22 protein-coding genes are annotated in these 23,134 nt (G+C 69.6%); 10 read left to right on the forward strand and 12 right to left on the reverse strand.

The window, feature by feature from the left end; all coding sequences use genetic code 11:
• Nucleotides 1–19: 19 nt before the first annotated feature.
• The 4 genes from AC6LJ9_RS08205 to AC6LJ9_RS08220 all read right to left on the reverse strand — a co-directional run bounded on the left by AC6LJ9_RS08205 (nt 20) and on the right by AC6LJ9_RS08220 (nt 2,745).
• Nucleotides 20–748, reverse strand: coding sequence for a tetratricopeptide repeat protein (locus AC6LJ9_RS08205; RefSeq protein WP_498147172.1), 729 nt, complete (start codon nt 746–748; stop codon nt 20–22).
• 65 nt (nt 749–813) lie between these two features.
• On the reverse strand, nt 814–1,362 hold the full coding sequence (locus AC6LJ9_RS08210; protein ID WP_498147173.1) for a fasciclin domain-containing protein: 549 nt from the start codon (nt 1,360–1,362) through the stop codon (nt 814–816).
• Nucleotides 1,363–1,465: 103 nt separating this feature from the next.
• On the reverse strand, nt 1,466–2,167 hold the full coding sequence (locus tag AC6LJ9_RS08215) for an anti-sigma factor (RefSeq protein ID WP_498147174.1): 702 nt from the start codon (nt 2,165–2,167) through the stop codon (nt 1,466–1,468).
• Nucleotides 2,164–2,745: an RNA polymerase sigma factor gene (locus tag AC6LJ9_RS08220; RefSeq protein ID WP_498147175.1), complete on the reverse strand. Its 582-nt coding sequence runs from the start codon at nt 2,743–2,745 to the stop codon at nt 2,164–2,166. The genes AC6LJ9_RS08215 and AC6LJ9_RS08220 overlap by 4 nt, the downstream gene beginning before the upstream one ends.
• Before the next feature lie 116 nt (nt 2,746–2,861).
• Between AC6LJ9_RS08220 and AC6LJ9_RS08225 the strand changes: the two genes are divergently transcribed.
• From AC6LJ9_RS08225 to AC6LJ9_RS08245, 5 genes are all read left to right on the forward strand, one after another.
• Nucleotides 2,862–3,524: a thiopurine S-methyltransferase gene (locus tag AC6LJ9_RS08225; RefSeq protein ID WP_212321219.1), complete on the forward strand. Its 663-nt coding sequence runs from the start codon at nt 2,862–2,864 to the stop codon at nt 3,522–3,524.
• Nucleotides 3,525–3,647: 123 nt separating this feature from the next.
• Nucleotides 3,648–4,574: a DUF6963 family protein gene (locus AC6LJ9_RS08230; RefSeq protein ID WP_498147176.1), complete on the forward strand. Its 927-nt coding sequence runs from the start codon at nt 3,648–3,650 to the stop codon at nt 4,572–4,574.
• Nucleotides 4,575–4,667: 93 nt separating this feature from the next.
• On the forward strand, nt 4,668–5,900 hold the full coding sequence (locus AC6LJ9_RS08235) for a D-amino acid dehydrogenase (RefSeq protein WP_498147177.1): 1,233 nt from the start codon (nt 4,668–4,670) through the stop codon (nt 5,898–5,900).
• Between the two features lie 37 nt (nt 5,901–5,937).
• Complete coding sequence (locus AC6LJ9_RS08240; protein ID WP_498147178.1) at nt 5,938–7,518, forward strand: ABC transporter substrate-binding protein; 1,581 nt, start codon at nt 5,938–5,940, stop codon at nt 7,516–7,518.
• A gap of 144 nt (nt 7,519–7,662) precedes the next feature.
• Complete coding sequence (locus AC6LJ9_RS08245) at nt 7,663–9,102, forward strand: N-acyl-D-amino-acid deacylase family protein (protein ID WP_498147179.1); 1,440 nt, start codon at nt 7,663–7,665, stop codon at nt 9,100–9,102.
• Nucleotides 9,103–9,197: 95 nt separating this feature from the next.
• On the opposite strand, the gene AC6LJ9_RS08250 is transcribed toward AC6LJ9_RS08245, so the two are convergent.
• From AC6LJ9_RS08250 to AC6LJ9_RS08275, 6 genes are all read right to left on the reverse strand, one after another.
• Nucleotides 9,198–10,007, reverse strand: a complete 810-nt coding sequence (locus AC6LJ9_RS08250; RefSeq protein WP_212321210.1) for an SDR family oxidoreductase — start codon at nt 10,005–10,007, stop codon at nt 9,198–9,200.
• Nucleotides 10,004–10,999 carry an NAD(P)H-quinone oxidoreductase gene (locus AC6LJ9_RS08255; protein ID WP_498147180.1) on the reverse strand — a complete coding sequence of 332 codons (996 nt, stop codon included), beginning with the start codon at nt 10,997–10,999 and terminating at the stop codon, nt 10,004–10,006. Before AC6LJ9_RS08255 ends, AC6LJ9_RS08250 begins: the two co-directional genes overlap by 4 nt.
• Nucleotides 11,000–11,024: 25 nt before the next feature.
• Nucleotides 11,025–11,729, reverse strand: a complete 705-nt coding sequence (locus tag AC6LJ9_RS08260) for an ABC transporter ATP-binding protein (RefSeq protein ID WP_212321208.1) — start codon at nt 11,727–11,729, stop codon at nt 11,025–11,027.
• Complete coding sequence (locus tag AC6LJ9_RS08265) at nt 11,722–13,503, reverse strand: branched-chain amino acid ABC transporter ATP-binding protein/permease (RefSeq protein ID WP_498147181.1); 1,782 nt, start codon at nt 13,501–13,503, stop codon at nt 11,722–11,724. The genes AC6LJ9_RS08260 and AC6LJ9_RS08265 overlap by 8 nt, the downstream gene beginning before the upstream one ends.
• Nucleotides 13,504–13,526: 23 nt before the next feature.
• Nucleotides 13,527–14,393 carry a branched-chain amino acid ABC transporter permease gene (locus AC6LJ9_RS08270; RefSeq protein ID WP_103275673.1) on the reverse strand — a complete coding sequence of 289 codons (867 nt, stop codon included), beginning with the start codon at nt 14,391–14,393 and terminating at the stop codon, nt 13,527–13,529.
• A 117-nt stretch (nt 14,394–14,510) separates the two neighbouring features.
• Nucleotides 14,511–15,710 (reverse strand): ABC transporter substrate-binding protein, encoded by a 1,200-nt coding sequence (locus tag AC6LJ9_RS08275; RefSeq protein WP_212320523.1) that lies wholly within the window; start codon nt 15,708–15,710, stop codon nt 14,511–14,513.
• Between the two features lie 326 nt (nt 15,711–16,036).
• On the opposite strand from AC6LJ9_RS08275, the gene AC6LJ9_RS08280 reads away from it, so the two are divergent.
• Entirely contained in the window at nt 16,037–16,819 is a 783-nt protein-coding gene (locus tag AC6LJ9_RS08280; protein WP_498147182.1) for an SDR family oxidoreductase, read from the forward strand.
• Between the two features lie 100 nt (nt 16,820–16,919).
• Here the strand turns inward: AC6LJ9_RS08280 and AC6LJ9_RS08285 are convergent, their stop codons facing one another.
• Together AC6LJ9_RS08285 and AC6LJ9_RS08290 are read right to left on the reverse strand one after the other, a co-directional pair.
• On the reverse strand, nt 16,920–17,987 hold the full coding sequence (locus AC6LJ9_RS08285; RefSeq protein ID WP_498147183.1) for a glycerol dehydrogenase: 1,068 nt from the start codon (nt 17,985–17,987) through the stop codon (nt 16,920–16,922).
• 8 nt (nt 17,988–17,995) lie between these two features.
• Nucleotides 17,996–18,700 (reverse strand): GntR family transcriptional regulator, encoded by a 705-nt coding sequence (locus AC6LJ9_RS08290; RefSeq protein WP_103275669.1) that lies wholly within the window; start codon nt 18,698–18,700, stop codon nt 17,996–17,998.
• Between the two features lie 165 nt (nt 18,701–18,865).
• On the opposite strand from AC6LJ9_RS08290, the gene AC6LJ9_RS08295 reads away from it, so the two are divergent.
• Genes AC6LJ9_RS08295 through AC6LJ9_RS08310 form a run of 4 tightly spaced genes read left to right on the forward strand, consistent with a single transcriptional unit; the run spans nt 18,866 to nt 23,131 of the window.
• Nucleotides 18,866–19,681: a transketolase gene (locus tag AC6LJ9_RS08295; protein ID WP_498147187.1), complete on the forward strand. Its 816-nt coding sequence runs from the start codon at nt 18,866–18,868 to the stop codon at nt 19,679–19,681.
• 6 nt (nt 19,682–19,687) lie between these two features.
• Entirely contained in the window at nt 19,688–20,713 is a 1,026-nt protein-coding gene (locus AC6LJ9_RS08300) for a transketolase family protein (protein WP_498147184.1), read from the forward strand.
• Between the two features lie 14 nt (nt 20,714–20,727).
• A complete protein-coding gene (locus AC6LJ9_RS08305) occupies nt 20,728–21,525 on the forward strand; it encodes a shikimate dehydrogenase family protein (protein WP_498147185.1) in 798 nt (265 codons plus the stop codon).
• Between the two features lie 4 nt (nt 21,526–21,529).
• On the forward strand, nt 21,530–23,131 hold the full coding sequence (locus tag AC6LJ9_RS08310; RefSeq protein WP_498147186.1) for a GMC family oxidoreductase: 1,602 nt from the start codon (nt 21,530–21,532) through the stop codon (nt 23,129–23,131).
• Nucleotides 23,132–23,134 lie beyond the last annotated feature (3 nt).

A 23,134-nucleotide genomic window follows, 5' to 3' on the forward strand; every position in this document is an offset into this window, starting at 1 on the left:
TGGCGCCGACCCGATGACGCTAACGCGCGGGCAGGCTGTCCAGCTCGGCTTGCGCCCGCGCGTAGTCCGGTTGCAGCCGCAACGCGGCGTTGAACGCGCTGCGTGCGTCGGCCAGGCGGCCGAGCCGGCGCAACAGCATGCCCTGGTTGACCAGTATCTGCGCGCTGGGCGGGGGCGCGGCGATGGCGCGCTCATACGCGGCCAGCGCCTCGGGCGCGCGGTCCAGGCCGTCCAGCAGCGCGGCCCGCAGGTTGTGGCCGATGCTCCAGTCGGGAAAGCGTTCGCACAGGGTCTGCGCGCTGCGCAAGGCGCCTTCCAGATCGCCGGCATCCGCCTGCGCGCCGGCCTTGCTGACCAGGAACCAGCGGTTGCCGGCGTCCAGCGCGATGGCCTGGTCGAATTTCTCGATGGCCGGCGCATAGCGCTTCTGCAGCGCCAGCAGCCTGCCCTGGAAGTGGCGGATGTCGGCATTGGCCGGATCCAGTCGCGCCATGTCCGCGCCCAGCCGTTCGGCGACGGGCCAGTCGCCCGCGAGGATCGCTTGCGCCACTTGCTTGTTCAGCGCCTGCACGGCGGGCGCCAGGCGCGCGACGCGCGCGCGCAGCGCGGCGCTTTCGGTTTGCAGCTCGGCCTGGTAGGCCTGGTCGAGTTCTTCGGCGCCCTGGGCGCGGGCCGCGAAGCTGGCGGACAGGCAGGCCAGCAGGGCGGGCAGGATAAAGCGGGCGAGGGCGCGGGGAAGTCCGGACATGGCGCGGCACAGGCGTGGACAGGGGACTCTACGATATCCGCTATCGCGCCGCCGCGCCGGCCGGGTCACTTCGGCATGAGCACCGTGTCGATGACGTGGATCACGCCGTTGGACTGGAAGACGTCATAGGGGCCGATATTGGCGACGCCGCCCTTTTCGTCCTTCAGCATGATGTTGTGCTTGCCGTTCATCATCACCCACAGCTTGCCGCCGCTGGCGGTGGTGAGTTCGGCCGCGCCGCCGGCCTTCTTGATCCGCGCCGCCAGGGCGTCGAAATCCAGCTTGCCCGGCACCACGTGGTACGTGAGGATCTTGGTCAGCGTGGCCTTGTTCTCGGGCTTGACCAGCGTGTCCACGGTGCCCGCCGGCAGTTTGCCGAACGCGGCGTTGGTGGGGGCGAACACGGTGAACGGGCCCTTACCCTGCAAGGTGTCGACCAGTCCGGCGGCCTTCACCGCCGCCACCAGGGTGGTGTGGTCGGCGGAGTTCAGCGCGTTGGCCACGATGGTCTTGCCGGGCATCATGGGCTGTCCGCCCACCATGACGTCGGCCGCCTGGGCGGAGGACAGGGCAAGCGCGGAGCAGGCGAGGGCAATGCAAACGATCCGTTTCATGACGATCTCCTTTTTGGTTGGCCGTCGCCAGGAGATACGCGGGAACCGCGAGCATGGATGCGTGCGCCGGACCTGGGACAAACCCTGATGCCGGCGAGCGCGGTCAGATGACGGGGCCGCTGAGCACCACCGGACCGGTGGGACCGCCGGTGGGCGAACCCCCGGGCGGTTCCAGCGTGACGGCCACGGTGTCGCCCGGCAAGGGCGGCAGGCGCGGCCTGAGCTTGCTGATCTGGCCAGGAACGATCAGGCCCAGCGAGCGCGGCGGCAGGCCCGGGGTGATCGCCCACAGTTCCAGCGCGCGGCCGCCGGCCAGCTGCGTCAGGTCGCGCATGGGCTGGACGGACAGGGACTTGTCGGGCAGGCGGTTCAGCACCAGCGCGGCCGGCGCCTGGTCGCCGGACAGCACCGCCAGCGTGCGCAGCCCGTCGCGCGGGGTGGACGGCATCAACACCAGGAAGGCCAGGACCACCATGGCCGCGGCCAGGCCGGCTCCCAGCGTGCGCCACCAGGACCAGCCGCGCCATTCGCGCAGGCGGGGGCGGGCGGCGGGGGCGGGCGGCACGGTCTCCGGCCGCGAGCGGATGCGGGCCGCGATGGCGGTCCAGACATGTTCGGGCGGCGCCTGCGGCGGCAAGGCCTGGGCCAGCGGCAGCAACCGTTCTTCCCAGTCACGCACCCGCTGGCGCAGCGCGGCGTCCTCGCGCAGCAGGCCGGCGAAGCGGCGCCGCGCGCCCGCGCGCAGCACGCCGGCCACGTAATCCGCGGCCAGGCGGTCCTGCAGATCGGGGTCGCTGTAGTTCATTCCATGCACCTCTTGAGCCGCTGCAGGCCGCGGCGTATCCAGCTCTTCACCGTGCCCAGCGGCGCATCCAGGCGCGCCGCGATGTCGGGATGCGCCAGGTCGTCGAAGAACGCCATGGCGATGGCGGCGCGCTGCGGGCCGTCCAGTTCGCCCATGCAGCCCGCCAGGCGGCTGCCTTCCCGGCTGGCCGCCAGGCGCGCCAGCGGGCCGGGCGATTCGTCGGCGAAGGCCAGCGTCAGCGCGTCGTCCGGATCCGGCACTTCCAGGCCCGGGCGACGCAGGCGGTCGATGCAGCGGTTGCGCACGATGCGGGTCATCCAGGTCATGGGCTGGCTCTGTTCAGGCCGGTATTGTCCGGCCTGTCGCCAGATCGAGAGAAAACACTCCTGCAGCACGTCCTCGGCCGAGGCCGGGTCTCTCAACATACGTCTGGCGAGCGCATACAGATGCGGGGACGCGAGGCGGTACAGCTCCTCCAGCGCGGATTCGCGCTGGGCGGCGCACTGCGCGAGCAAGGCCTGCAGATGCTGGACGTCGGTCATCGGATCCCTGGGACAGGACGAGGCGGGCTCCAGCATACCGGCGCGGCGCGCGCGCGTCACGCTCGCGGCGGCGCACTACAATGGCCGATACGTCCGGCCTGCGCGCAGCCGCAAGGCCCATTTGAATCCCACCCCCGGAGGAGCAGGCAGTCATGGACGCGGAATTCTGGCTGGAACGCTGGCGCGAAGGGCGTACCCACTTTCACCAGACGCGGGTGACCCCGCTGCTGCAGAAATATTGGCCCGGGCTGGACGTGCCGGCTGGCGGCAAGGTGCTGGTGCCGCTTTGCGGCAAGTCGCTGGACATGGTGTGGCTGGCGGCCCAGGGCCACGAGGTGCTGGGCGTGGAGCTGGCGCCGCTCGCGGTGGAGCAGTTCTTCGCCGAGAACGAGCTCAGGCCCGTGATCCATGAATCGTCCTATGGCCGCCACTACGTGGCGGGCAATATCGAGATCATCTGCGGCGACATCTACAACCTGGACGCCCAGATCCTGTCGCATTGCGTCGGCGCCTACGACCGCGCCGCGCTGGTGGCGCTGCCGGAATCCATGCGGGCCTCGTATGTGCGGCATGTCTACGGCCAGCTGTCGCCGTCCTGGCGCGGCCTGCTGATCACGCTGGACTACCCGCAGGAAGAAATGCCCGGCCCGCCGTTCGCCATCGCCGACAGCGAGGCCCAGGCCCTGTTCCAGGGCGTGGCGCCGGCCGCCATCATCGACCGTCGCGACATCCTGGACAAGGAACCCAAGTTCCAGGCCGCGGGCGTGAGCCGGCTCGACACCGTGGTGTACCGGCTGGGCCAGCAGCGCGCCTGACGCTTTCCTTTTCCCCCGTTGCCCGCCGCCGCGCGGGCAACGGGTTTTCCCGAGCTTCCGTCTTGTTCCCGGCCGCACTAGCATGATTTTGTGACCTGATGGTCACATCATCTCGGGGGCGATATGACGATAGGAGTGGCGGCGGCGGGCGGCCAGGCCGGCGCGGCGGTGTTCGACGCGGTGCTGGGCGCCGAGCTGCTGGGGCGTGGCGCCATCGGCGGTTTCGCCGTGTTCGCCGTGCTGGACGAGCAGGGCCGGCTGCACTACCGGACCACCCAGCGTGGCGGCGTGACGGCGTTGGACCTGCCGGCGTCCTGGCGCGACGCGCGCGCGGCGGCCGCCATTTCCAGCGGCCCCGACCGCCCCGAACCCCTGACGCAATTCCTGGCCGGCGCCGACGGCCTGGGCCTGGTCACCGGCCATCGCCTGCCGAACCAGCCGGGCGCCGATGGCCGTCCGCTGAACCGGGTGGCGCTGGATCTGATGGCCGAGGGCGCGACGCCGCAGCAGGCGGTCGACGCCGTGCTGGCCGCGCATCCCGAATGGGACGCAGGCCTGATCGCGCTGCACGCGCAAGACGGGCTGGGCCTGGGCAACAGCGCGCGCGCGGCGCGGCGCGACGACCTGGGCGCCTTCCAGCGCCAGGGACAGCAGGGCCGCGTAGCGCTGCTGCACAACTCCATCTACGCACGCGGCGCGCTGGCCGATGATCTGGGCGGGCTGGCCTGGGCCAGGCTGGCCGGGCAGGCCGGCGTCCTCCAATGGCTGAGGCTGGAGCAGGCGCTGCCGTTACGCGCCGCCACCTGCGACCGCGTGACCGTGGACGAGGCGGGGCGCATCATCGGCCTGGAGACGGCCGACCCGCGTCTGGCCGGATTGAACCGGCGCGCCACGGCGGTCTACCTGGGCGCGGAAATCTGGCGCGATGGCCGCTTGATCGGCCATGCGCGCACCGAACTGTATGTCGAGATCCGCGACGGCCAGGCCTGGCCGGCCGGCGGCGCGGCGCAGGACTTCATGCTGATGCGGGGGCTGGATGGCAATGGCTGAACCGCTCGCCTCGCGGCCTCGCGTTGCCATAGCAGCCGTTGCCGCCCTCATTGCTCCGGCCCTCGCCGTCGCCATCTCGACGGAGGCGGCCCGATGAACATCATCGTCATCGGCGCCGGCATCATCGGCCTGACCACGGCGCGCGCGCTGCTGGCCGACGGCCACGACGTCACCGTGCTGGACGAGGCCGCGCAGGCCGGCATCGGCACCAGCAAGGCCAATGGCGCGCAGCTGAGCTACAGCTTCGTCGCGCCGCTGGCCGATCCTTCCGTGCTGGGCAAGCTGCCGGGCTGGCTGACGCGGCGCGACGCGCCGCTGCGCCTGCGCCTGCGGGCCGATCCGGCGCAATGGCGCTGGGCCCTGAGTTTCCTGGCGGCCTGCCGCCGCGACACCGCCGCGCGCACGACCGCCGAGCTGTTGCAGCTGGGCCTGCACAGCCGGCAACTGACGCGCGCGCTGGTGCAAGACGGCGCGCCGTCTTGCGACTTCAGCGCCAGCGGCAAGCTGCTGGTCTATCAGGACGCGGCCGCCTTTGCCGGCGCGCGCGCGCAGATGAGCTACCAGGCCAGCCTGGGTTGCGAACAGCATGCGCTGGGTCGCGACGAATGCCTGGCGCTGGAGCCGGCCCTGGCCGATATCGGCCAGCGCGTGGTCGGCGGCGTCTACACGCCCAGCGAGGACGCGGCCGATTGCCAGGCGCTGTGCGCGTCCCTGGCGCGCGGGCTGGGCGCGCGGCTGTGGCTGGGCACGAGCGTGCGGCGGCTGCGCCTGCGCGGCGGCGCGATCCAGGCGCTGGAAACCAGCGCGGGCGAGATGCGGGCCGACGCCTATGTCGTGGCCAATGGCGTGGGCGCGCAGGCGCTGTGCCGCCAGGCCGGCCTGCAGCCGCTGATCTACCCGCTCAAGGGCTACAGCCTCACCTATGCGCTGGGACCGGACAGCCGCGCGCCGCGCACCAGCCTGAGCGACGTGCACAACAAGGTGGTCTACGCGCGCCTGGGCGACCGGCTGCGCGTGGCCGGCATGGTCGACATCGGCGATCGTGACGCGGGCATCGATGGTGGCCGGATCCATCAACTCAAGGAGCAGGTGCGGCGCTATCTGCCGCGCCTGGCGCCGGCCGGCGAACCCGAGGCATGGGCCGGCCTGCGGCCGGCGCGCCCCGATGGCAAGCCGCTGATCGGCCGCACGCCCGTGCGCGGGCTGTGGATCAACGCCGGCCACGGCGCGCTGGGCTTCACGCTGGCCGCGGGCAGCGCCGGCGTGCTGGCCGACCGCATCGCCGGACGGCCGTCCCTCATATCCGATACGCTTTTCCAGTGGTAGCCGCGAGCAGCACAACCAACGACACAAGGGGAACGATATGAAACAAAAACGACGCTTGCGGCAAGGGGCCGGCGCACTGTTGCTGGCCCTGGCGGCCGCGCTCGCGCCGGCCGCGCAGGGGCAGGCGCAGACGGTCACGGCCGTGATGCAGTCCGGGCTGCGGGTGCTGGATCCGGTGATGACCACCGCGTTCATGACGCGCGACCACGGCTACATGATCTACGACACGCTGCTGGGCACCGACGAGCATTTCAAGGTGCAGCCGCAGATGGCCAGCTGGACCGAGTCGGAGGACAGGAAGACCTACGTCTTCACGCTGCGCGACGGCCTGAAGTGGCATGACGGCGCGCCGGTCACGTCGGAGGATTGCATCGCCTCGATCAAGCGCTGGGCCGACGCCGACGCCACCGGGCAGGTGCTGATGACGCTGATCGACCGCATCGAGGCGGTCGACGCGAAGCAGTTCCGCGTGGTGCTCAAGCAGCCCACCTCCTTGCTGCTGGAAGGCCTGGCCAAGCTCAGCTCGCGTCCGCTCTTCATGATGCCCAAGCGCATCGCCGACACGCCCAGCGCCCAGCCCATCACCGAATTCATCGGCTCGGGCCCGTTCAAGTTCGTGGCCTCGGAATTCAAGCCCGGCCTGAAGGTGGTGTACGAGAAGAACAAGGACTACGTGCCGCGCGCCGAGCCGCCCAGCTGGACGGCGGGCGGCAAGGTGGTCAAGGTGGAGCGGGTCGAATGGGTGGCCATGCCCGACCAGATGACGGCGGTCAGCGCGCTGCAGAACGGCGAGGTCGATTTCATGCAGCAGGTGCCGTTCGACCTGCTGCCCATGGTCGAGGGCCAGGACAACCTGCAGGTCCGCGTGCTGGACAGGCTGGGCGCCTGGACCTACTTCCGCATGAATCATCTGTACCCGCCGTTCGACAACAAGCTGCTGCGGCAGGCGGCCATCGCCGCCGTCAGCCAGGAGGACGTGCTCAAGGCGCTGGTGGGCAACCCCAAGTACTACCGGACCTGCGCCGCCGTGATGGGCTGCGGCAATCCCATGGGCGACAACTACGGCGAGGACTGGGTGGTGCCGGCGCGCATCGACCGCGCCCAGGCGCTGCTCAAGGAAGCCGGCTATGACGGCACGCCCGTGGTCATCCTGCAGCCGTCCGACATCGCCATGGTCTCGCCGCAGCCGGTGGTGGTGGGCGCGGCGCTGCGCAAGGCCGGCTTCAAGGTGGTGATGAAGGCCATGGACTGGCAGAGCGTGGTGTCGCAGCAGGGTAACCAGAAATCGCCGGCCGACGGCGGCTGGAACATCTTTTCCACCTACAGCATCCTGGCCACCAGCGGCGATCCGTTCGGCAATACCACGCTGGCCGCCAACGGCCGCAAGGCCTGGGCGGGCTGGCCGGACGTGCCCGAGATCGAGGCCCTGCGCCTGCAGTACGCCAAGGCCGCCGACACCGCCGAGCGCAAGCGGATCGCCGCGCAGATCCAGAAGCTGGCCATCGACGAGGGCGTGGTGGCGCCGCTGGGGCAGTTCCAGATTCCGGCGGCCTATAGCAAGAAGCTGTCGGGGGTGCTGGACGCGCCCGTGACGCTATTCTGGAATATAGGGAAGTGACCCCCCCGAAGCGCTGCGCGCTTCCCCCCAGGGGGCGCCGCAGCAGACCGGCGGAGCCGGATCTGCGCGGCCCCGAGTGGGGCGACTTTGCCTCGAATGGACGATCAAGGAACTGCCTCGAATGATGACTCTCAAGGAAACTGCATGTCCGCCATCCATGACCTGCTGATCCGTGGCGCCGAGATCGTCGACGGCACGGGCGCGCCGCGTTTCGAGGGCGACGTGGCCGTCGATGGCGGTCGCATCGTCCGCGTCGGCGACCTGGCCGGCGCGCGCGGGCGCGCCGAGATCGATGCGCGCGGCCTGGTGCTGGCGCCGGGCGTCATCGACGCCCATACCCATGACGACCGCGCCATGCTGTCCGACGGCGCCATGGCGCCCAAGGTCAGCCAGGGCGTCACCACCGTGATCGGCGGCAATTGCGGCATCTCGCTGGCGCCGCGCCCGCCGCGCGTGGTGCCGCCGCTGGACCTGCTGGACGGCGACGGCGGCTGGTTCCGCTACGAACGCTACGGCGATTATCTGCAGGCCCTGCGCGAGCAGCCGGCGGCCACCAACTGCGCCATGCTGCTGGGCCACATCACGCTGCGCGTGGCCGCCGTGCCGGACCTGGAGCGCGAGGCCGCGCCGGCCGAGATCGCCGTCATGCGCGCGCGCGTCGAAGAGGCGCTGGAGGCCGGCGCCATCGGCGTGTCCACCGGGCTGGCCTACGCGCCGTCGCGCGCCGCCAGCACGCAAGAGGTGATCGAGGTCTGCCGGCCGCTGCGCGCGCACGGCGGCATCTTCACCACGCACCTGCGCGACGAGGGCGACACGGTGATGGACTGCCTGGAGGAGACCTTCCACATCGGCCGCGAGCTGGGCGTGCCGGTGGTGATCTCGCACCACAAGGTGGTGGGCCAGCCCAATCATGGACGCTCAGTCCAGACGCTGGCGCGCATCGCCGAGCAGATGAAAAAGCAACCGGTCTGCCTGGACTGCTATCCGTACAACGCCTCGTCCACCATCCTGGAGCAGGCGCTGGTCGATGGCGCCGCCCGCGTCATCGTCACCTGGTCCAAGGCCCATCCGCAGTTCTCGGGCCGCGACCTGGACGAGGTCGCGCGCGAGCTGGGCTGCCCGGTCGAGGAGGCCGTGCGCCGCCTGCAGCCGGCCGGCGCCATCTACTTCCGCATGCACGAAGACGACGTGGCGCGCATCCTGCAGTTCGATGAAACCATGGTCGGTTCCGACGGGCTGCCTCATGACGAGACGCCGCACCCGCGCCTGTGGGGCAGCTTCCCGCGCGTGCTGGGCCACTACGCGCGCGGCCTCGGCCTGTTCCCGCTGGAAAAGGCCATCCACAAGATGACCGGCCTGACCGCCGCGCGCTTCGGCCTGGCGGACCGGGGCGTGCTGCGCGAGGGCGCGCATGCCGATCTGGTGCTGCTGGACGCGGGGCAGGTGGCCGATCGCGCCACCTTCGCGCAGCCGATCGCGCCGTCGGCGGGCATCGTGTCGGTCTGGACCAATGGCCGGCCGGTATGGCAGGACGGCAAGACCACCGGCGAGCGGCCGGGGCAGGTGCTGCGCCGCAAGGCCTGATGCGGGGCAGGGACGCGCGGTCGGTGTTCCGACCGGCGTCCGCGCGCTTCAGGCCATCGACTTTCAGGCCGCCAACTTCTTCAGATCTCGACCTTTCAGGTCATCAACCAGCCGCCCGCCACGTCCAGCACCTGGCCCGTCACGAAGCGGGCCTGGTCGGAGGCGAAGAACAGGCAGGCGTCGGCCACTTCCTCGGGCGTGCCCAGCCGCCGCAGCGCCGTCACGCCGGCCACGGCGTCGTTGATCTCCTGCGGCACGCTCTTGAGCAGCGGCGTGCTGATGCGTCCCGGCGCGAGGCCGTTGACGGTCACGTCGTACTCGCCCAGCTCGGCGGCCCAGTGCCGCGTCAGGCCGATCAGCGCGGCTTTGGTGGCGGCATAGTGCGCCGCCACGATATCGCAATAGGCCTTGCCCGCCACCGAGGACATGTTGATGACGCGGCCCTGGCGCCGCGCCACCATGTGCGGCGTCGCCAGGCGCGTCATGTAGAACGCGCTGTTCAGGTTCACCGACACCACGCGGTCCCACTCGGCGGGCGCCATTTCCCAGACCTTGAGCGCGCGCCCCTCGGTCTTGGGCGAGATGCCGACGTTGTTGATGAGGATCGTGGCCGGGCCGAGTTCGTCGCTGATGCGGGCGTAGGCGGCTTCGCATTCCTCGTAGCGCGACACGTCGGCCTGGGCGAAGCAGACCGCGCGGCCCTGGCCGCGCAGCTGGCCGGCCCAGGCATCGCCGGCCTGGCCGTTGAAGTCGATCAGGCCGACCCGCGCGCCCTCGGCCAGCAGGCCCTCGACGATGGCCGAGCCGATGCCGCCGACGGCGCCGGTGACGATGGCGGTCTGGCCGGCGAAGCGCGCTGCGCCGGACGTGGCGGATGCCGGGGCCGCATGCGTGCCCGCGCTCATGGCCGCACCTGCAGCATGATCTTGCCGATGTGGCGGCTGCTTTCCATCAGCGCGTGCGCGCCGGCGGCCTCGGCCAGCGGAAAGACCTGGTGGATGCGCGGCAGGCAGCGCCCTTGCTCCATCAGCGGCAGCACGCGCTCGGCCAGCGCGCGGGCGATCTCGCCCTTGTCCTCGTCCGAGCGCGGCCGCAGCGTGGAGCCGGTGACGGTCAGGCGCTTGGTCATGATGGGCAGGGCGTCGATCTCGGCCTTGCTGCCTTCCAGGAAAGCGATCTGCACCAGCCGGCCGTTCAGCGCCAGCAGGCGGATGTTCTTGTTGAGGTAGGCGCCGCCCACCATGTCCAGGATCACATCCACGCCCTGGCCGCCGGTGGCCTGGCGGATGGCGTCCTCGTAGTCGGCGTCGCGGTAGATCAGCGCATGCCGCGCGCCGGCCTCGATGCAGGCCGCCGCCTTCTCGGCGTTGCCCACCGTGGTCCAGACTTCGGCGCCGAAGGCGCGCGCCAGCTGGATGGCGGTCAGGCCGATGCCGCTGGAGCCGCCGTGCACCAGGAAGCGCTCGCCCGCCGCCAGCCGCGCGCGCTCGAACACATTGGTCCAGACCGTGTAGTAGTTCTCGGGAATGGCGGCGGCGGTCAGCAGGTCCATGCCGCGCGGCACCGGCAGGCAATGGCGCTCGTCGGCCAGGCAGTATTGCGCGTAGCCGCCGCCGGGCGTCAGCGCGCAGACCTGGTCGCCGACCTGCCAGCGGCTGGCCTGCGGTCCGGTGGCGATGACCGTGCCGGACACTTCCAGTCCCAGGTGGGGCGAGGCGCCGGGCGGCGGCGGATAGGAGCCGGACCGCTGCAGCACGTCGGGCCGGTTGACGCCGGCGTAGGCCACTTCGATCAGCACCTGCCGTCCGGCGGGGGGTTCCATTTCTCTTTCGGCCAGGCGCAGGATGTCGGGCGGGCCGCCCTTGCCGTGGTCGATGTAAGCGCAGCGCAATGACATGGCGCGTGTTTCCTTTGCGTGAGGTTCAGTGGCCCAGGTAGGCCTTCTTGACATGGGGATCGCCGAGCAGCTCGGCGCCGGTGCCGGCGCGCACGATGGCGCCGTTCTCCAGCACGTAGCCGCGGTCGGCCAGGCGCAGCGTGCGGAACACGTTCTGCTCCACCAGCAGCACGGTCACGCCGTGCGCGGTGACGTCGCGGATGATGTCGAACATCTGCTGCACCAGCAGCGGCGACAGGCCCAGCGAGGGCTCGTCGAACACCAGCAGCTTGGGGTCGGCCATCATGCCGCGCGCGATCGCCACCATCTGCTGCTCGCCGCCGGACAGCGAGCCGGCGTACTGGGCCAGCCGCTCGCGCACGCGCGGGAAGATCTGCAGCACTTCTTCGAGCTTGCGCTGCACGATGGGGCGCGCGGCGCGCTTGTACGAGCCCATCAGCAGGTTGTCCTTCACGGTGAAGTGCGGGAACAGCTGGCGGCCTTCCGGAATCATGGTGATGCCGGCGTCGACGATGTCGAAGGGCGGACGGTTGGTCAGGTCCCGGCCCTCGAACTCGACCTTGCCGCCGGTGGCCGCGACCACGCCGCACAGCGTCTTGAGCGTGGTGGTCTTGCCGGCGCCGTTGGCGCCGATCAGCGTGACGATTTCGCCGGCGCGCACCTCGAAATCCAGGCCGTTGAGCACCTGGCTCTTGCCATAGCCCGAGCACAGCTTCGAAACCTTAAGCATCCTGATACTCCTTGCCCAGATAGGCCTCGATGACGGCGGGGTTCTCGACCACGTCCCTGGGCGCGCCGCTGACCAGCACCGCGCCTTCGTTCAGCACCACGATGCGGTCGGACAGCGCCATGGTGGCCTGCATCATGTGCTCGATCAGCAGCACCGACACGCCCGAGTCGCGGATGCGGCGGATCATCTGGATGGACTTCTCGATGTCGGTGGGGTTCAGGCCCGCCATCACCTCGTCCAGCAGCAGGATGCGCGGCTGGATCGCCAGCGCGCGCGCCACTTCCAGGCGCTTCATGCCACCCACGGTCAGGTTGCGCGCCTCGGTGTCCAGGTGCCGGGTCAGGTCGGTCTGCTCGGCCACCCGCAGCGCGATCTGCTCGGCCTCGTCGCGGCTGGACGTGCGGATGAACGCGCCCAGCATGATGTTCTCCAGCACCGTCAGGCCGGTGAAGGGCTTGGCGATCTGGAAGGTGCGGCCCAGGCCCTGGTGGGCGAACGCATCCGGCGTCTTGCAGCTGACCCACTCGCCGCGCGCGTTCAGCATGGACACCGAACCCTGGTCCGGCGACAGGAAGCCGGACAGCAGGTTGAACACCGTGGTCTTGCCCGCGCCGTTGGGGCCGATCATGCCCAGGATCTCGTTCTGGTTCAGCGTCAGCGACACGTCGTTGGTGGCGCGCAGGCCGCCGAAGCTCTTGAACAGCCTGTCGGCCTTGAGCACCGGCTGGCCGGCGGCCGCCGGTCCCGCCGGCCGCGCCTGCTGCGGCGGTGGAGCGGGGCGGCGCGGCGCGCCCAGGTAGGGCAGGCGCGCCAGCCAGCGCTCGATCATCGGGCCGAACGCGCCGGCCAGCCCGCGCGGGATGGTCAGCACCACGGCCACCAGGATCAGGCCGTAGATCAGCCCGTGCATGCCGTTGCCCACGCTGCTGAGCCAGCCGCGCGCCAGTTCGGCGATGGGCAGCACCAGGAAGGTGCCGGCGATGGGACCGGCCACCGTGCCCAGCCCGCCGATCAGCGCGAACATGGCCACCTGCACCGACAGCTCCAGCGAGAAGGCCGAACTGGGGTCGACGAAGGTCAGGTAGGTGATGTGGAAGGCGCCGACGATGCTGGTCAGCATGGCCGACACCACGGCGGCGATGATCTTCATGCGCACGGTGTGGATGCCCACGGCCAGCGCCGCGTCCTCGCGCTCGCGGATGGCGATCAGGTAGTGGCCGATGCGCGATTTGCGCATGTACCAGGACACCCAGGTCACCAGCGCGAACAGCGCGAAGGCGATCAGCACGTAGTTGGCCTTCTCGCGGAACACGATCCAGGTCCAGCCGATGTTCAGCGGCAGGCTGATGCCGCTGGAGCCGCCGGTCCAGCTTTCCTCGTGGATCACCAGCAGGCGCACCACCTCCAGGATGGCGATGGTCGCCAGCGCGAAGAAGGGGCCGCGCAGGCGCAGCGTGGGATAGCTGATCACGACGGCCACGGCCGCCGAGATCACGGCGCCGGCGAGCATGCCGAACCAGGGCGAGATGCCGAAGTTCTGCGTCAGTAGCGTGGCGGTGTAGCCGCCGATGCCGTAGAACACGGCGTGGCCCAGCGACAGCTGGCCGGCGTAGCCGCCGACGATGTTCCAGGCCACCGACAGGGCCGAGAACACGAACAGCAGCACGAACAGGTTGGTCCAGAACGGCGTGCCCAGCGCCAGCGGCGCGGCCAGCATGGCCAGCATCAGGATCAGGCCGACATAGCCCTTGGGGCTGCGTAGATCGGGGAACATGTTTTTTCTCCTTGTCGTTCCGTTCATTCCGTGCCGACGCCGAACAGGCCGGTCGGACGCAGGACGAGGATCAGCAGGAAGATCCCGAAATACACGACCTCCTTGAGGTCGGGCGCGACGTAGTAGCCGGCCAGCGTGTCGACGATGCCGATGATCATCGAGCCGGCCACGGCGCCGTACAGGCTGCCCAGCCCGCCCAGCACCACGATGACGAAGGCCGTCAGCACGAAGTACGTGCCCACGGTCGGGAACACCGGGTACTGCGGCGCCAGCAGGCCGGCGGCGATGCCGACGAAGGCCGTGCCCAGGCCGAACGCAATGGCGTAGACGTTGTTCACGTTCACGCCCATCAGCGTGGCGGCGTAGCGGTGCTGGGCCACGGCGCGCAGCGCGCGGCCCAGGTAGGTGCGGTGCATGAACAGGTGCAGCAGCACCGCCAGGCTGATGCCCACCACGAAGGTGATGATCTGGCCGCTCACCATCGAGTAGCTGCCCACGTCGATGGCGCTGGTGCCCAGCTGTACCGGCGCGCGCAGCACGTTGGCGCCGAACAGCACCAGGGCCAGGTTCAGCAGGATGGTGGACACGCCCACCGTGGCGAAGATCTGGATGTGCTGGTCGGCGTTGAGCAGCGGCTGGATGATGCCCTTCTGCGTCAGCGCGCCCAGCGCGAACAGGATGACGGCGACCGGCGCCAGGCCCAGGTAGGGATGGACGCCGAACTGCGCGGCGATCAGGTAGACCAGGTACATGCCCACCATCAGGAACTCGCCGTGCGCGAAGTTGACCACGCGCACCACGCCGAAGATCAGCGTCAGCCCCAGGCTGATGATGGTGTACGCGCCGCCCAGCAACAGGCCGTTGATGACCAGTTGTATGAAGATATCCATGATGCAACCTCTAGTCGATGCACGGCCCCGGCCGGGCGACGGCGGGGCCGCGTGTGTCCGGCGGCCGGCGCGAGGAGCCCCCGCGGGCGGTCCTGGCGCCGGATGCCGGCTCGGCGTTTACTTGTTGAATACCGGCTTGCCGAGGGCGAGGTTGCTGGGCGCGATGGTGACCAGCTTGCCGTCCTGCCACTGCATCACGTAGAAGGTCGATGCGTTGTTCTGGCCGTCCTCGCCGAAGTCGAAGGCCCAGCCGTTGGCGGTCTGGCCCGCCGGCACCTTGTAGGCCAGCACCGCGGCGCGGATCTTGTCCTTGTCGGTGGACTTGGCCTTGGCGATGGCGTCGAAGAAGGCCTTGGCGCCCACGTAGTTGGTCAGGCTGTGGCCCGACTGCGGATCGCTCTTGTAGGTGGACTTGTAGGCTTCCAGGAACTTGTCCAGCCCCGGTGCGCCGGCCGGATTGATCGAGGACTGCGGGAAGTCCAGGTCGAACACGCCGTTCATGTCGGCGCCCACCGCCTTGGCGGTGTCGGCCAGCGAATAGCCGCCGCCCGCGCCGATCACGACCTTGGGCTTGAAGCCCGCCGCGCGCGCCTGGCTGAAGAACAGGATGGCGTCGTTCTGGTAGGCCGTCTGCAGCACCACGTCCACCTTGGCGCCCTTCAGGCGCAGGATGAGCGAGGACAGGTCCACCGTCTTGGCGGAATAGGGCAGCACCTCGGCCACCGTGTAGCCCAGTTCCTGCGCGCGCTTCTTCTCGGTGGCGGCCACGTCGGTGCCGTAGGGGCCGTCCTCGTGGATGATGCCGATCTTGATGTCCTTAGGGTTCAGCCCCATGCCCGGCGCGATGGTCTCGTGCAGCGCGTTGACCACGGACACGCCGTACAGCGCCGTGTTGGGATTGCTGCGGAACAGGTACTTGTAGCCGCGCGTGGTGATCTTGTGGGCGGTGGCGCCCAGCTCGAAGTAGGGCACGCCCGCCAGCTCGGTGACCGGCGAGGCGGCGTAGGAAATGCCGGACGCGTAGCTGCCGAACACGCCGATCACGTTGGACGAGATCAGGCGCTTGGTTTCGGACACGGCCTGGGTCGGGTCGACCGCGTCGGCCTTGATGATCTGGATCTTCTCGCCGTTGATGCCGCCCGCGGCGTTGATCTCGTTGACGGCCAGCTCCAGGCCGCGATAGCTCTCCTGCCCGAGCAGCGCCAGCGCGCCGCTGAATGGGAAGAGGGCGCCCACCTTCATGTCCGCCGCCGCGGTTCCGGTCGCCACCGCGCCGCACAGCCCCAAGGCCAGGACGAGTTTCTTGAACTTGTACATCTGCGCTCCTTTGTCGGTATGGGATGCGGACTGGCCGGTGCTGCGTCCGTCTTTTGAATATATGATATATGTGATATCGGGTCGTGAAACCTCGCCATGGATTCTAGTGGCGGTGCCAGGAGGACGAATCGGGGATTTCCCTCAAGCCGCATGAATAAAGCCTTTGCGGCCGATTCTGGCGCAACGAAAGGCAAGATTGCGGGCTGCTTCAGCCTGCCGGAAAGCCTGTCCCTGTTTTGATTTCGGAATCCTATTCCGCGTAATGAAAAAATATATCGTATATCACCAAGTGGCATTGGCCATGTGAGAACCAGGAGGCAGCTAGCATGTTCGAAGAAGTCGATTTCGCTGGAAAGAAGGTCTTGATCACCGCGGGCGCCGACGGGCTGGGCCTGGAGATGGCCCGCGTGTTTCACCGCGCCGGCGCCCAGGTGTTCGTCTGCGACGTGAACGAGCCCCGGCTGGCCGCGCTGCCGTCCGAGCTGCCCGGCGTGCGCGCGCTGCGCGCCGACGTATCGGACGAGGACAGCGTGGCGGCCCTGTTCCGGGCCGTGGCGCGCGAGCTGGGCGGGCTGGACGTGCTGGTGAACAATGCCGGCGTGGCCGGCCCCACCGGCTTCGTCGAGACCCTGTCCAAGGCAGATTGGGATCGCACGCTGGCCGTCAACATCACCGGCCAGTTCCTGTGCGCGCGCCAGGCCATCCCGCTGCTCAAAGCGTCCAAGGCCGGCGTGATGATCAACCTGTCCTCGGCCGCCGGCCACCTGGGCTTCGCCGGCCGTTCGGTCTATTCGGCGTCGAAATGGGCGGTGATCGGCTTCACCAAGTCGCTGGCCATCGAGCTGGGCCCGCACGGCATCCGCGTCAACGCGATCCTGCCGGGCGCGGTGGAAGGGCCGCGCATCCGCGCCGTCATCGCCGCCAAGGCCGAGACGCTGGGCAAGCCGGTGGAGGAGATCGCCGCGCTCTACGAGAACCAGGCCGCGATGGGCCGCATGGTCACGGCGCGCGACATCGCCAACATGGTGCTGTTCAACGCCAGCGAGGCGGCGCGCAGCGTCAGCGGCCAGGCCATCGTGGTGGACGGCTTCACGCAGAAACTCTATTGATGGGATGAGGCCCGCCGGCGCCGAAGATCGCGGCGCCGGTTTGTCGATCACGCGACAGGCAAAGGCAGGAATGCGCGGCGCGCGTTTCAGGCTGCCGGTCTCAGGCGCGCCGTCGCAGCGCGGCGGCCAGTTCGGCCACCGACAGCGTCCGGTCGAAGTTGGCCGCGTGGCGCGCGTTCAAGGTCAGGGTGGCGGCGGTTTCCAGCTCTGCGTCCGTCGGCGCCGTGGCGCCCAGCTCGCGCAGGCTGACGGGCAGGCCCACTTGCGCGTACCAGCTCGTCAGCGCGGCCAGCACGCCGTCGTCGCGCGCTTCCAGATCCAGTTGCACCAGCAGTCCCAGCGCCACCTGCATGCCGTGGGCCGAGGTGGCCAGGCCGGCGATGCGGGGCAGGCCGCGCGTGAGCGCGTGGGCGATGGACAGGCCGCCGCTTTCAAAGCCCAGCCCGCTCAGCAGGATCATGGCTTCCACCGCGCGCTCGAAGGCGGGCGTGGGCCGGCCGGTGCCGGCCACGGCCAGCGCCTGGGCGCCGTCTTCCAGCAGGATGCGCAGGCAGCCCTCGGCCAGCAGCTGCGCGGCCAGCGGCGGCTTGCCGCCATACATATTGGCGCCGCCGTGGCGCCGGCATTGCTCGGCCTCGAACTTCTTGGACACGGCATCGCCCAGCCCGGCGCGGAAGAAGGCGGCCGGCGCGCTGGCGATGACGGTGGTGTCCACCAGCACGATGGTGGGGTTGAACAGCATGTGCTCGACCGCCAGCAGGTTGTGGTCGGCGTCGTAGAGCACGTAGTTCTTGCTGGTGGGGGCGTCGTTCGACGCCGCGGTCGGCACGGTGATCAGGTGGCAGTGCAGCGAGCGCGCCACCGCCTTGCCGGCGTCCAGCGCCTTGCCGCCACCCACCGCGATGACCATGTCGGCGTCAAGCCTGCCGGCCTGCGCGCGCAGCGCTTCGATGGTCCCGGGCGTCAGGTCGCCTTCGACGATCAGCGGCATTGCCCGCACCTGGCTGGCGGCGCACAGCGCTTGGGCGCGCGCGCCCAGGATGGCATGCATGGGGCCGTCGATCACCAGCGCGGCGCGGCGGCCGAAGAGGGCGGCCTGCTCGCCCAGGGTGTCCAGTGCGTCGGGGCCCTGTATGTAGCGGCCGGGAGCGCCGAAGATCGTCAGCATGCGGTTTCCTATTTGCGTGGGGCGGGCGGGCGGTAGTCCATTTCCTTCTCGCGCTCGACCAGCCAGTCGATCATGATCTTGCCGCCCCAGACCAGGTCGGCCTGGATGGCGCGGGCGGCGGCCTCGGAGTCGCGCGCCTCCAGCGCGGCCAGCACGGCCCCGTGGCGATGCTCGTCCTGGGTGTAGTCGATGCCGGCGGTCTTGACGTGGAAGACCTTCAGGATGGGGCCGGTGATGACCCAGAACGATTCCACCGTGTTGCGCAGGATGGGCTTGTTGCTGGCTTCGAGGATGCCGAAATGGAACTTGCGGTTCAGGTAGCTGGCCCGCTTGGGATCGCTGGCCGTGTAGGACAGGAATTCCTGTTGCAGCGCGATCAGGTTGTCGAGCTGCTTGCGGGTGATGTGCTTGGCGGCTTCCGCCGCGCCCATGCCTTCAAGGTGGAAGCGGATCTGCTGGATCTCGCGCAGCTTCTCGGAATTCACATAGGGCACGTAGACCGCGGTGGCGGCCTGCATCTCCAGGCCCTGCTCGCTGATGAGCCGGAAGATGGCCTCGCGCACGGGCGTGATGGACACGCCCATTTCCTGGGCCAGCTCGCCGATGATCAGGCGTTCGCCAGGCTCGTACTGCCCGTTGATCAGGGCGTTGCGGATTTCGTTGTAGACCCTGACGGACAGGTTCTCTTTCTTGACCGGTTTAAGGCTGGGCATGGCGGTTGCGGCGTGCGTATGGGAAGGAACGGGTGAATCCGGAACGAATTCTAGCCCGGCATAGCCAATTCGAGCGCGATGGGTATATTATATATGATATATCTAAAAACGGCAGGAGACGCCATGCCCCAGGACCTGGAAATGCCCACCCAGGACGAGCTTCGGATGCTGCGGGGCAAGGCCCGTCACATCCGGCTCGAAACCATCCGCCTGATCGAAATCGCCAAGGTCGGCCACTACAGCTCGGTCTTTTCCTGCGCCGAGATCTTCGCCGCGCTGTACTACGGCGTGATGCGGCTGCGGCCGGGCGAACCCGCCTGGCCGGACCGCGACCGCTTCCTCATGGGCAAGGGGCATGCCGCCGTCGGTCTGTTCCCGGTGCTGGCCGACCATGATTTCTTTCCGCGCGACTGGCTGGATGACTACACCCGCCTGGGCAGCCCGCTGGGCGACCATCCCGACATGAGCAAGGTGCCGGGCGTGGACTTCAGCTCCGGCTCCATCGGCCACGCGCTGTCCAACGGCGCCGGCATGGCGGTCGGCGCGCGTCTGGGACAGCGCGATTTCCGCGTCTTCGTCATGCTGGGCGACGGCGAGATGCAGGAAGGGCAGGTCTGGGAAGCGGCGCTGTTCGCCGCCCATCACCGGCTGTCCAACCTGATCGCCATCGTCGACCGCAACGGCTACCAGCTCGATGGCCGGGTCGACGACGTGATCGGCGTGGAATCGCTGGCCGACAAGTGGCGCGCCTTCGGCTGGGACGTGCACGAGGTCGACGGCCACGACCTGTCCGCGTTGACCGCGCTGTTGCGCCGGCTGCGCGCGGACGGCGCGCGCGAGCGGCCCGCCTGCGTGATCGCCCGCACGGTCAAGGGCAAGGGCGTGTCCCATATGGAAACCGAACCCGGCTGGCACCTGGGCTACCTGGCCCCGTCCGATGCCGATGCCGCTGTCGCCGAAATCCTGTCCCGCGAGATCTGAACCGCCATGCCGCAATCCCAGCAGCACACCCGGCCACACGCCTTGGCGCCGTCCGCGCCGCTCTCCCCTGATTCCTGGCAGTACCGCGCGCTCAACGCGGTCACGCCCGGCCTGTCCTATCTGTCCGACGCGCTTATCGATCTGACGCGCGCCGGCCATCCCGTCGTGGCCGGCTCGGCCGACCTGCAATACTCGAACGGCCTGAACCGCTACGCGTCCGCCTTTCCCGAACGCTATGTGCAGTTCGGCATCTCGGAACAGAACATGGTCTCGGCCGCCGCCGGCATGGCCACCACGGGGCTGATGCCCTTCGTCGCCACCTTCGCGTCCTTCCTGGGCCTGCTGTGCTGCGAGCAGATCCGCATGGACGTGGCCTATACCCGGCTGCCGGTGCGCCTGATCGGCCATCACACCGGCATCAGCCTGGGCTTTTACGGCACCTCGCACCATGCCACCGAAGACATCTCCACCACGCGCGCCATCGCCGGGCTGACCGTGGTGTCGCCGGCAGACGGCCCGCAGCTGGCCTCGGCCATCAAGGCCAGCGTCGACTGGCCCGAGCCCATCTACTTCCGCATCGGCCGAGGCCGCGATCCGCAGGTCTACGCCGATGGCGCGCCGTTCCAGTTCGGCCGCGCCATCACGCACGCGCTGGGCGGCGACCTGAACATCATCGCCTGCGGCATCGCCGTGCACGCGGCGCTGCAGGCCGCCGAACGGCTGCGCGAGGCCGGCCTGTCGGTCGGCGTGATCGACATGCCCACCATCAAGCCGCTGGATCGCGACGCGGTGCTGGCCGCGGCCGGCGCCGCCGGCCGCATGCTGACGGTGGAAGAGCACAATGTGATGGGCGGGCTGGGCTCGGCCGTGGCCGAGGTGCTGGCCGACGGCGGCCTGGGCGTGCGCCTGCGCCGCCATGGCATTCATGACGAATACAGCCTGATCGCGCCGCCCACCGCGCTGTATGCCCACTACCGGCTGGACGCCGACGGCATCGCCGCCGTGGCGCGCGAGCTGCTGGAACAGAAATAGCCTCGGAGCACACCATGAAGGAAATCAGCGGCCATACCCGGCTGTTCGGCATCCTGGCCGACCCCATCCACCACGTGAAGACGCCGCAGCGCATGAACGAGCATTTCGCGCGCCTGGGCTTCGACGGCGTGTGCGTGCCGTTCCACGCGCGCCCGGCGGAGCTGGCTCAGATCGTGCAGGGGCTGCGCCAGTTGCGGAACCTGGGCGGCTTCATCGTCACCATGCCGCACAAGACGGCCATCCTGGACCTGGTCGACGAGGCCACGCCGGTGGCGCGCAAGATCGGCGCGGCCAACGTGGTGCGGCGCGACGCCGACGGCCAGCTGACGGCGCACATGCTGGACGGCGAGGGCTTCGTCGGCGGCCTGATCGAAGCCGGCGTGGACCCGAAGGGCAAGAGCGCCTACCTGGCCGGCGCCGGCGGCGCGGCCAACGCCATCGGCTTCGCGCTGGCGCAGGCCGGCGTGGCGCGGCTGACGATCGCCAACCGCACGACGGCCAAGGCCGAGGACCTGAAGGCGCGCATCCTGTCGCTGCTGCCGGATGCCCGCATCGACATCGGCACGGCGGATCCGTCCGGCCACGACCTGGTCGTCAACGGCACCTCGCTGGGCATGCGCGACGCGGATCCGCTGCCGCTGGATGCCGGCCGCCTGACGCCGGACCAGCTGGTGTGCGAGGTCATCATGCAGCCGCGCGACACGGCGCTGCTGCAAGCGGCGGCGGCGCGCGGCTGCCGCATCCACCATGGCGCGCCCATGCTGGCCTGCCAGATCGCGCTGATGGCCGAGATGATGGGCGTGCGGGCCTGAGCAGATGGGCGACTACGATTTCATCATCGCCGGCGGCGGCACCGCCGGCTGCATCCTGGCCAACCGCCTGAGCGCCGACGGCAAGTACCGCGTGCTGATGCTGGAGGCCGGCCACGAGGCCCGCAGCCCCTGGATCGGCATTCCGGCGGGCTTTTCCAAGCTGCTGGTCGATCCCGACTACAACTGGCGCTTCTCCACCGAGCCCGAGGACAACGTGCATGGCCGCCGCATCGCCGTGCCGCGCGGCAAGGGCGTGGGCGGCTCCACCCTGATCAACGGCATGATCTACGTGCGCGGCCAGCCGGCGGACTACGACGGCTGGGAAGCGGCCGGCGCGGCGGGCTGGAACTGGGCCCAGGCCGAACGCCTGTTCCGCAAGATCGAAACCTATGAAAAAGGCGGCGCGGGGCGCGGCCGCGACGGCCCCATGCGCCTGCATGAAGTCTCGGAACGCTACCCGGTGGCCGAGGCCTTCCTGAAGGCCGCGCAGCAGGACGGCCAGCCGCTCAATCCCGATTACAACGCCGGCAGCCAGGAAGGCGTGGGCTACTACCAGGTGCTGCAGCACCGGGGGCGACGCTGGAGCGTGGTGGACGGCTACCTGAAACCGGCCTCGGGCCGGCCCAACCTGACCGTCGAGTGCGGCGCGCGCATCACGCGGCTGCTGTTCGAGGGCAGGCGCTGCGTCGGCCTGGCCTATCGCGGCAAGGACGGCGAGCATGTGGTGCGCGCGCGTCGCGAAACGCTGCTGTGCCTGGGCGCGGTGCAATCGCCGCAGTTGCTGGAGCTGTCGGGCGTGGGCGATCCCGCGTTGCTGGCCCGCCTGGGCATTCCGCTGGCGCACGCGCTGCCGCAGGTGGGCGAGAACTACATCGACCACTACGCCACGCGCATGAACTGGCGCGTGAAGAATACGGTGACGCTGAACGAGATGTCGCGCGGCTGGCGGCTGGCGCGCCAGGTGGCGCGCTACGCGCTGTCGCGCCAGGGCATCCTGACGCTGGGCACGGGGCTGGCGCACGGTTTCGTCAAGAGCGCGCCGCAGCTCGCGCTGCCCGACGTGCAATTCTTCTTCGTGCACGCCAGCTATGCCAACGCGGCCGAGCGCATCCTGGACCGCTTTCCCGGCATGACCATCGGCGTGGCGCAGCTGCGGCCAGAATCGGTGGGCTCGATCCATGCGGTGTCGGCCGATCCGCTGGCCGCGCCCGCCATCCGCCCCAACTTCCTGGCGGCGCGGATCGACCGCGACAGCCTGGTCGGCGGCATGCGGGCGGCGCGCCGCATCGTCTCGCGGCCGGCCCTGCAGCCCTTCGTGGCGGCCGAGCTGAGTCCGGGCAAGGACGTGCAGAGCGACGACGAATGGCTGGACTTCGCGCGCCAGAACGGCCAGACCATCTATCACCCGATCGGCACCTGCCGCATGGGCGCGGACGCGGATGCCGTGACGGATTCCCGGCTGCGCGTGAACGGGCTGGACGGCCTGCGAGTGGTGGACGCCTCGGTCATGCCGAGGATGGTGTCCGGCAATACCCAGGCCGCCGTGATGATGGTGGCCGAGCGCGGCGCCGAGCTGATCCTGGAGGACGCGGCGCGGGCGGGCTGAGCC

It is taken from the genome of Achromobacter sp. 1011811831 (assembly GCF_059760905.1).

Excerpts from the sequence above, each read along its gene's own strand:
- AC6LJ9_RS08205 (WP_498147172.1), bottom strand. The coding sequence starts at position 748 with ATGTCCGGACTTCCCCGCGCCCTCGCCCGCTTTATCCTGCCCGCCCTG.
- AC6LJ9_RS08210 (WP_498147173.1), bottom strand. The coding sequence starts at position 1,362 with ATGAAACGGATCGTTTGCATTGCCCTCGCCTGCTCCGCGCTTGCCCTG.
- AC6LJ9_RS08215 (WP_498147174.1), bottom strand. The coding sequence starts at position 2,167 with ATGAACTACAGCGACCCCGATCTGCAGGACCGCCTGGCCGCGGATTAC.
- AC6LJ9_RS08220 (WP_498147175.1), bottom strand. The coding sequence starts at position 2,745 with ATGCTGGAGCCCGCCTCGTCCTGTCCCAGGGATCCGATGACCGACGTC.
- AC6LJ9_RS08225 (WP_212321219.1), top strand. The coding sequence starts at position 2,862 with ATGGACGCGGAATTCTGGCTGGAACGCTGGCGCGAAGGGCGTACCCAC.
- AC6LJ9_RS08230 (WP_498147176.1), top strand. The coding sequence starts at position 3,648 with ATGACGATAGGAGTGGCGGCGGCGGGCGGCCAGGCCGGCGCGGCGGTG.
- AC6LJ9_RS08235 (WP_498147177.1), top strand. The coding sequence starts at position 4,668 with ATGAACATCATCGTCATCGGCGCCGGCATCATCGGCCTGACCACGGCG.
- AC6LJ9_RS08240 (WP_498147178.1), top strand. The coding sequence starts at position 5,938 with ATGAAACAAAAACGACGCTTGCGGCAAGGGGCCGGCGCACTGTTGCTG.
- AC6LJ9_RS08245 (WP_498147179.1), top strand. The coding sequence starts at position 7,663 with ATGTCCGCCATCCATGACCTGCTGATCCGTGGCGCCGAGATCGTCGAC.
- AC6LJ9_RS08250 (WP_212321210.1), bottom strand. The coding sequence starts at position 10,007 with ATGAGCGCGGGCACGCATGCGGCCCCGGCATCCGCCACGTCCGGCGCA.
- AC6LJ9_RS08255 (WP_498147180.1), bottom strand. The coding sequence starts at position 10,999 with ATGTCATTGCGCTGCGCTTACATCGACCACGGCAAGGGCGGCCCGCCC.
- AC6LJ9_RS08260 (WP_212321208.1), bottom strand. The coding sequence starts at position 11,729 with ATGCTTAAGGTTTCGAAGCTGTGCTCGGGCTATGGCAAGAGCCAGGTG.
- AC6LJ9_RS08265 (WP_498147181.1), bottom strand. The coding sequence starts at position 13,503 with ATGTTCCCCGATCTACGCAGCCCCAAGGGCTATGTCGGCCTGATCCTG.
- AC6LJ9_RS08270 (WP_103275673.1), bottom strand. The coding sequence starts at position 14,393 with ATGGATATCTTCATACAACTGGTCATCAACGGCCTGTTGCTGGGCGGC.
- AC6LJ9_RS08275 (WP_212320523.1), bottom strand. The coding sequence starts at position 15,710 with ATGTACAAGTTCAAGAAACTCGTCCTGGCCTTGGGGCTGTGCGGCGCG.
- AC6LJ9_RS08280 (WP_498147182.1), top strand. The coding sequence starts at position 16,037 with ATGTTCGAAGAAGTCGATTTCGCTGGAAAGAAGGTCTTGATCACCGCG.
- AC6LJ9_RS08285 (WP_498147183.1), bottom strand. The coding sequence starts at position 17,987 with ATGCTGACGATCTTCGGCGCTCCCGGCCGCTACATACAGGGCCCCGAC.
- AC6LJ9_RS08290 (WP_103275669.1), bottom strand. The coding sequence starts at position 18,700 with ATGCCCAGCCTTAAACCGGTCAAGAAAGAGAACCTGTCCGTCAGGGTC.
- AC6LJ9_RS08295 (WP_498147187.1), top strand. The coding sequence starts at position 18,866 with ATGCTGCGGGGCAAGGCCCGTCACATCCGGCTCGAAACCATCCGCCTG.
- AC6LJ9_RS08300 (WP_498147184.1), top strand. The coding sequence starts at position 19,688 with ATGCCGCAATCCCAGCAGCACACCCGGCCACACGCCTTGGCGCCGTCC.
- AC6LJ9_RS08305 (WP_498147185.1), top strand. The coding sequence starts at position 20,728 with ATGAAGGAAATCAGCGGCCATACCCGGCTGTTCGGCATCCTGGCCGAC.
- AC6LJ9_RS08310 (WP_498147186.1), top strand. The coding sequence starts at position 21,530 with ATGGGCGACTACGATTTCATCATCGCCGGCGGCGGCACCGCCGGCTGC.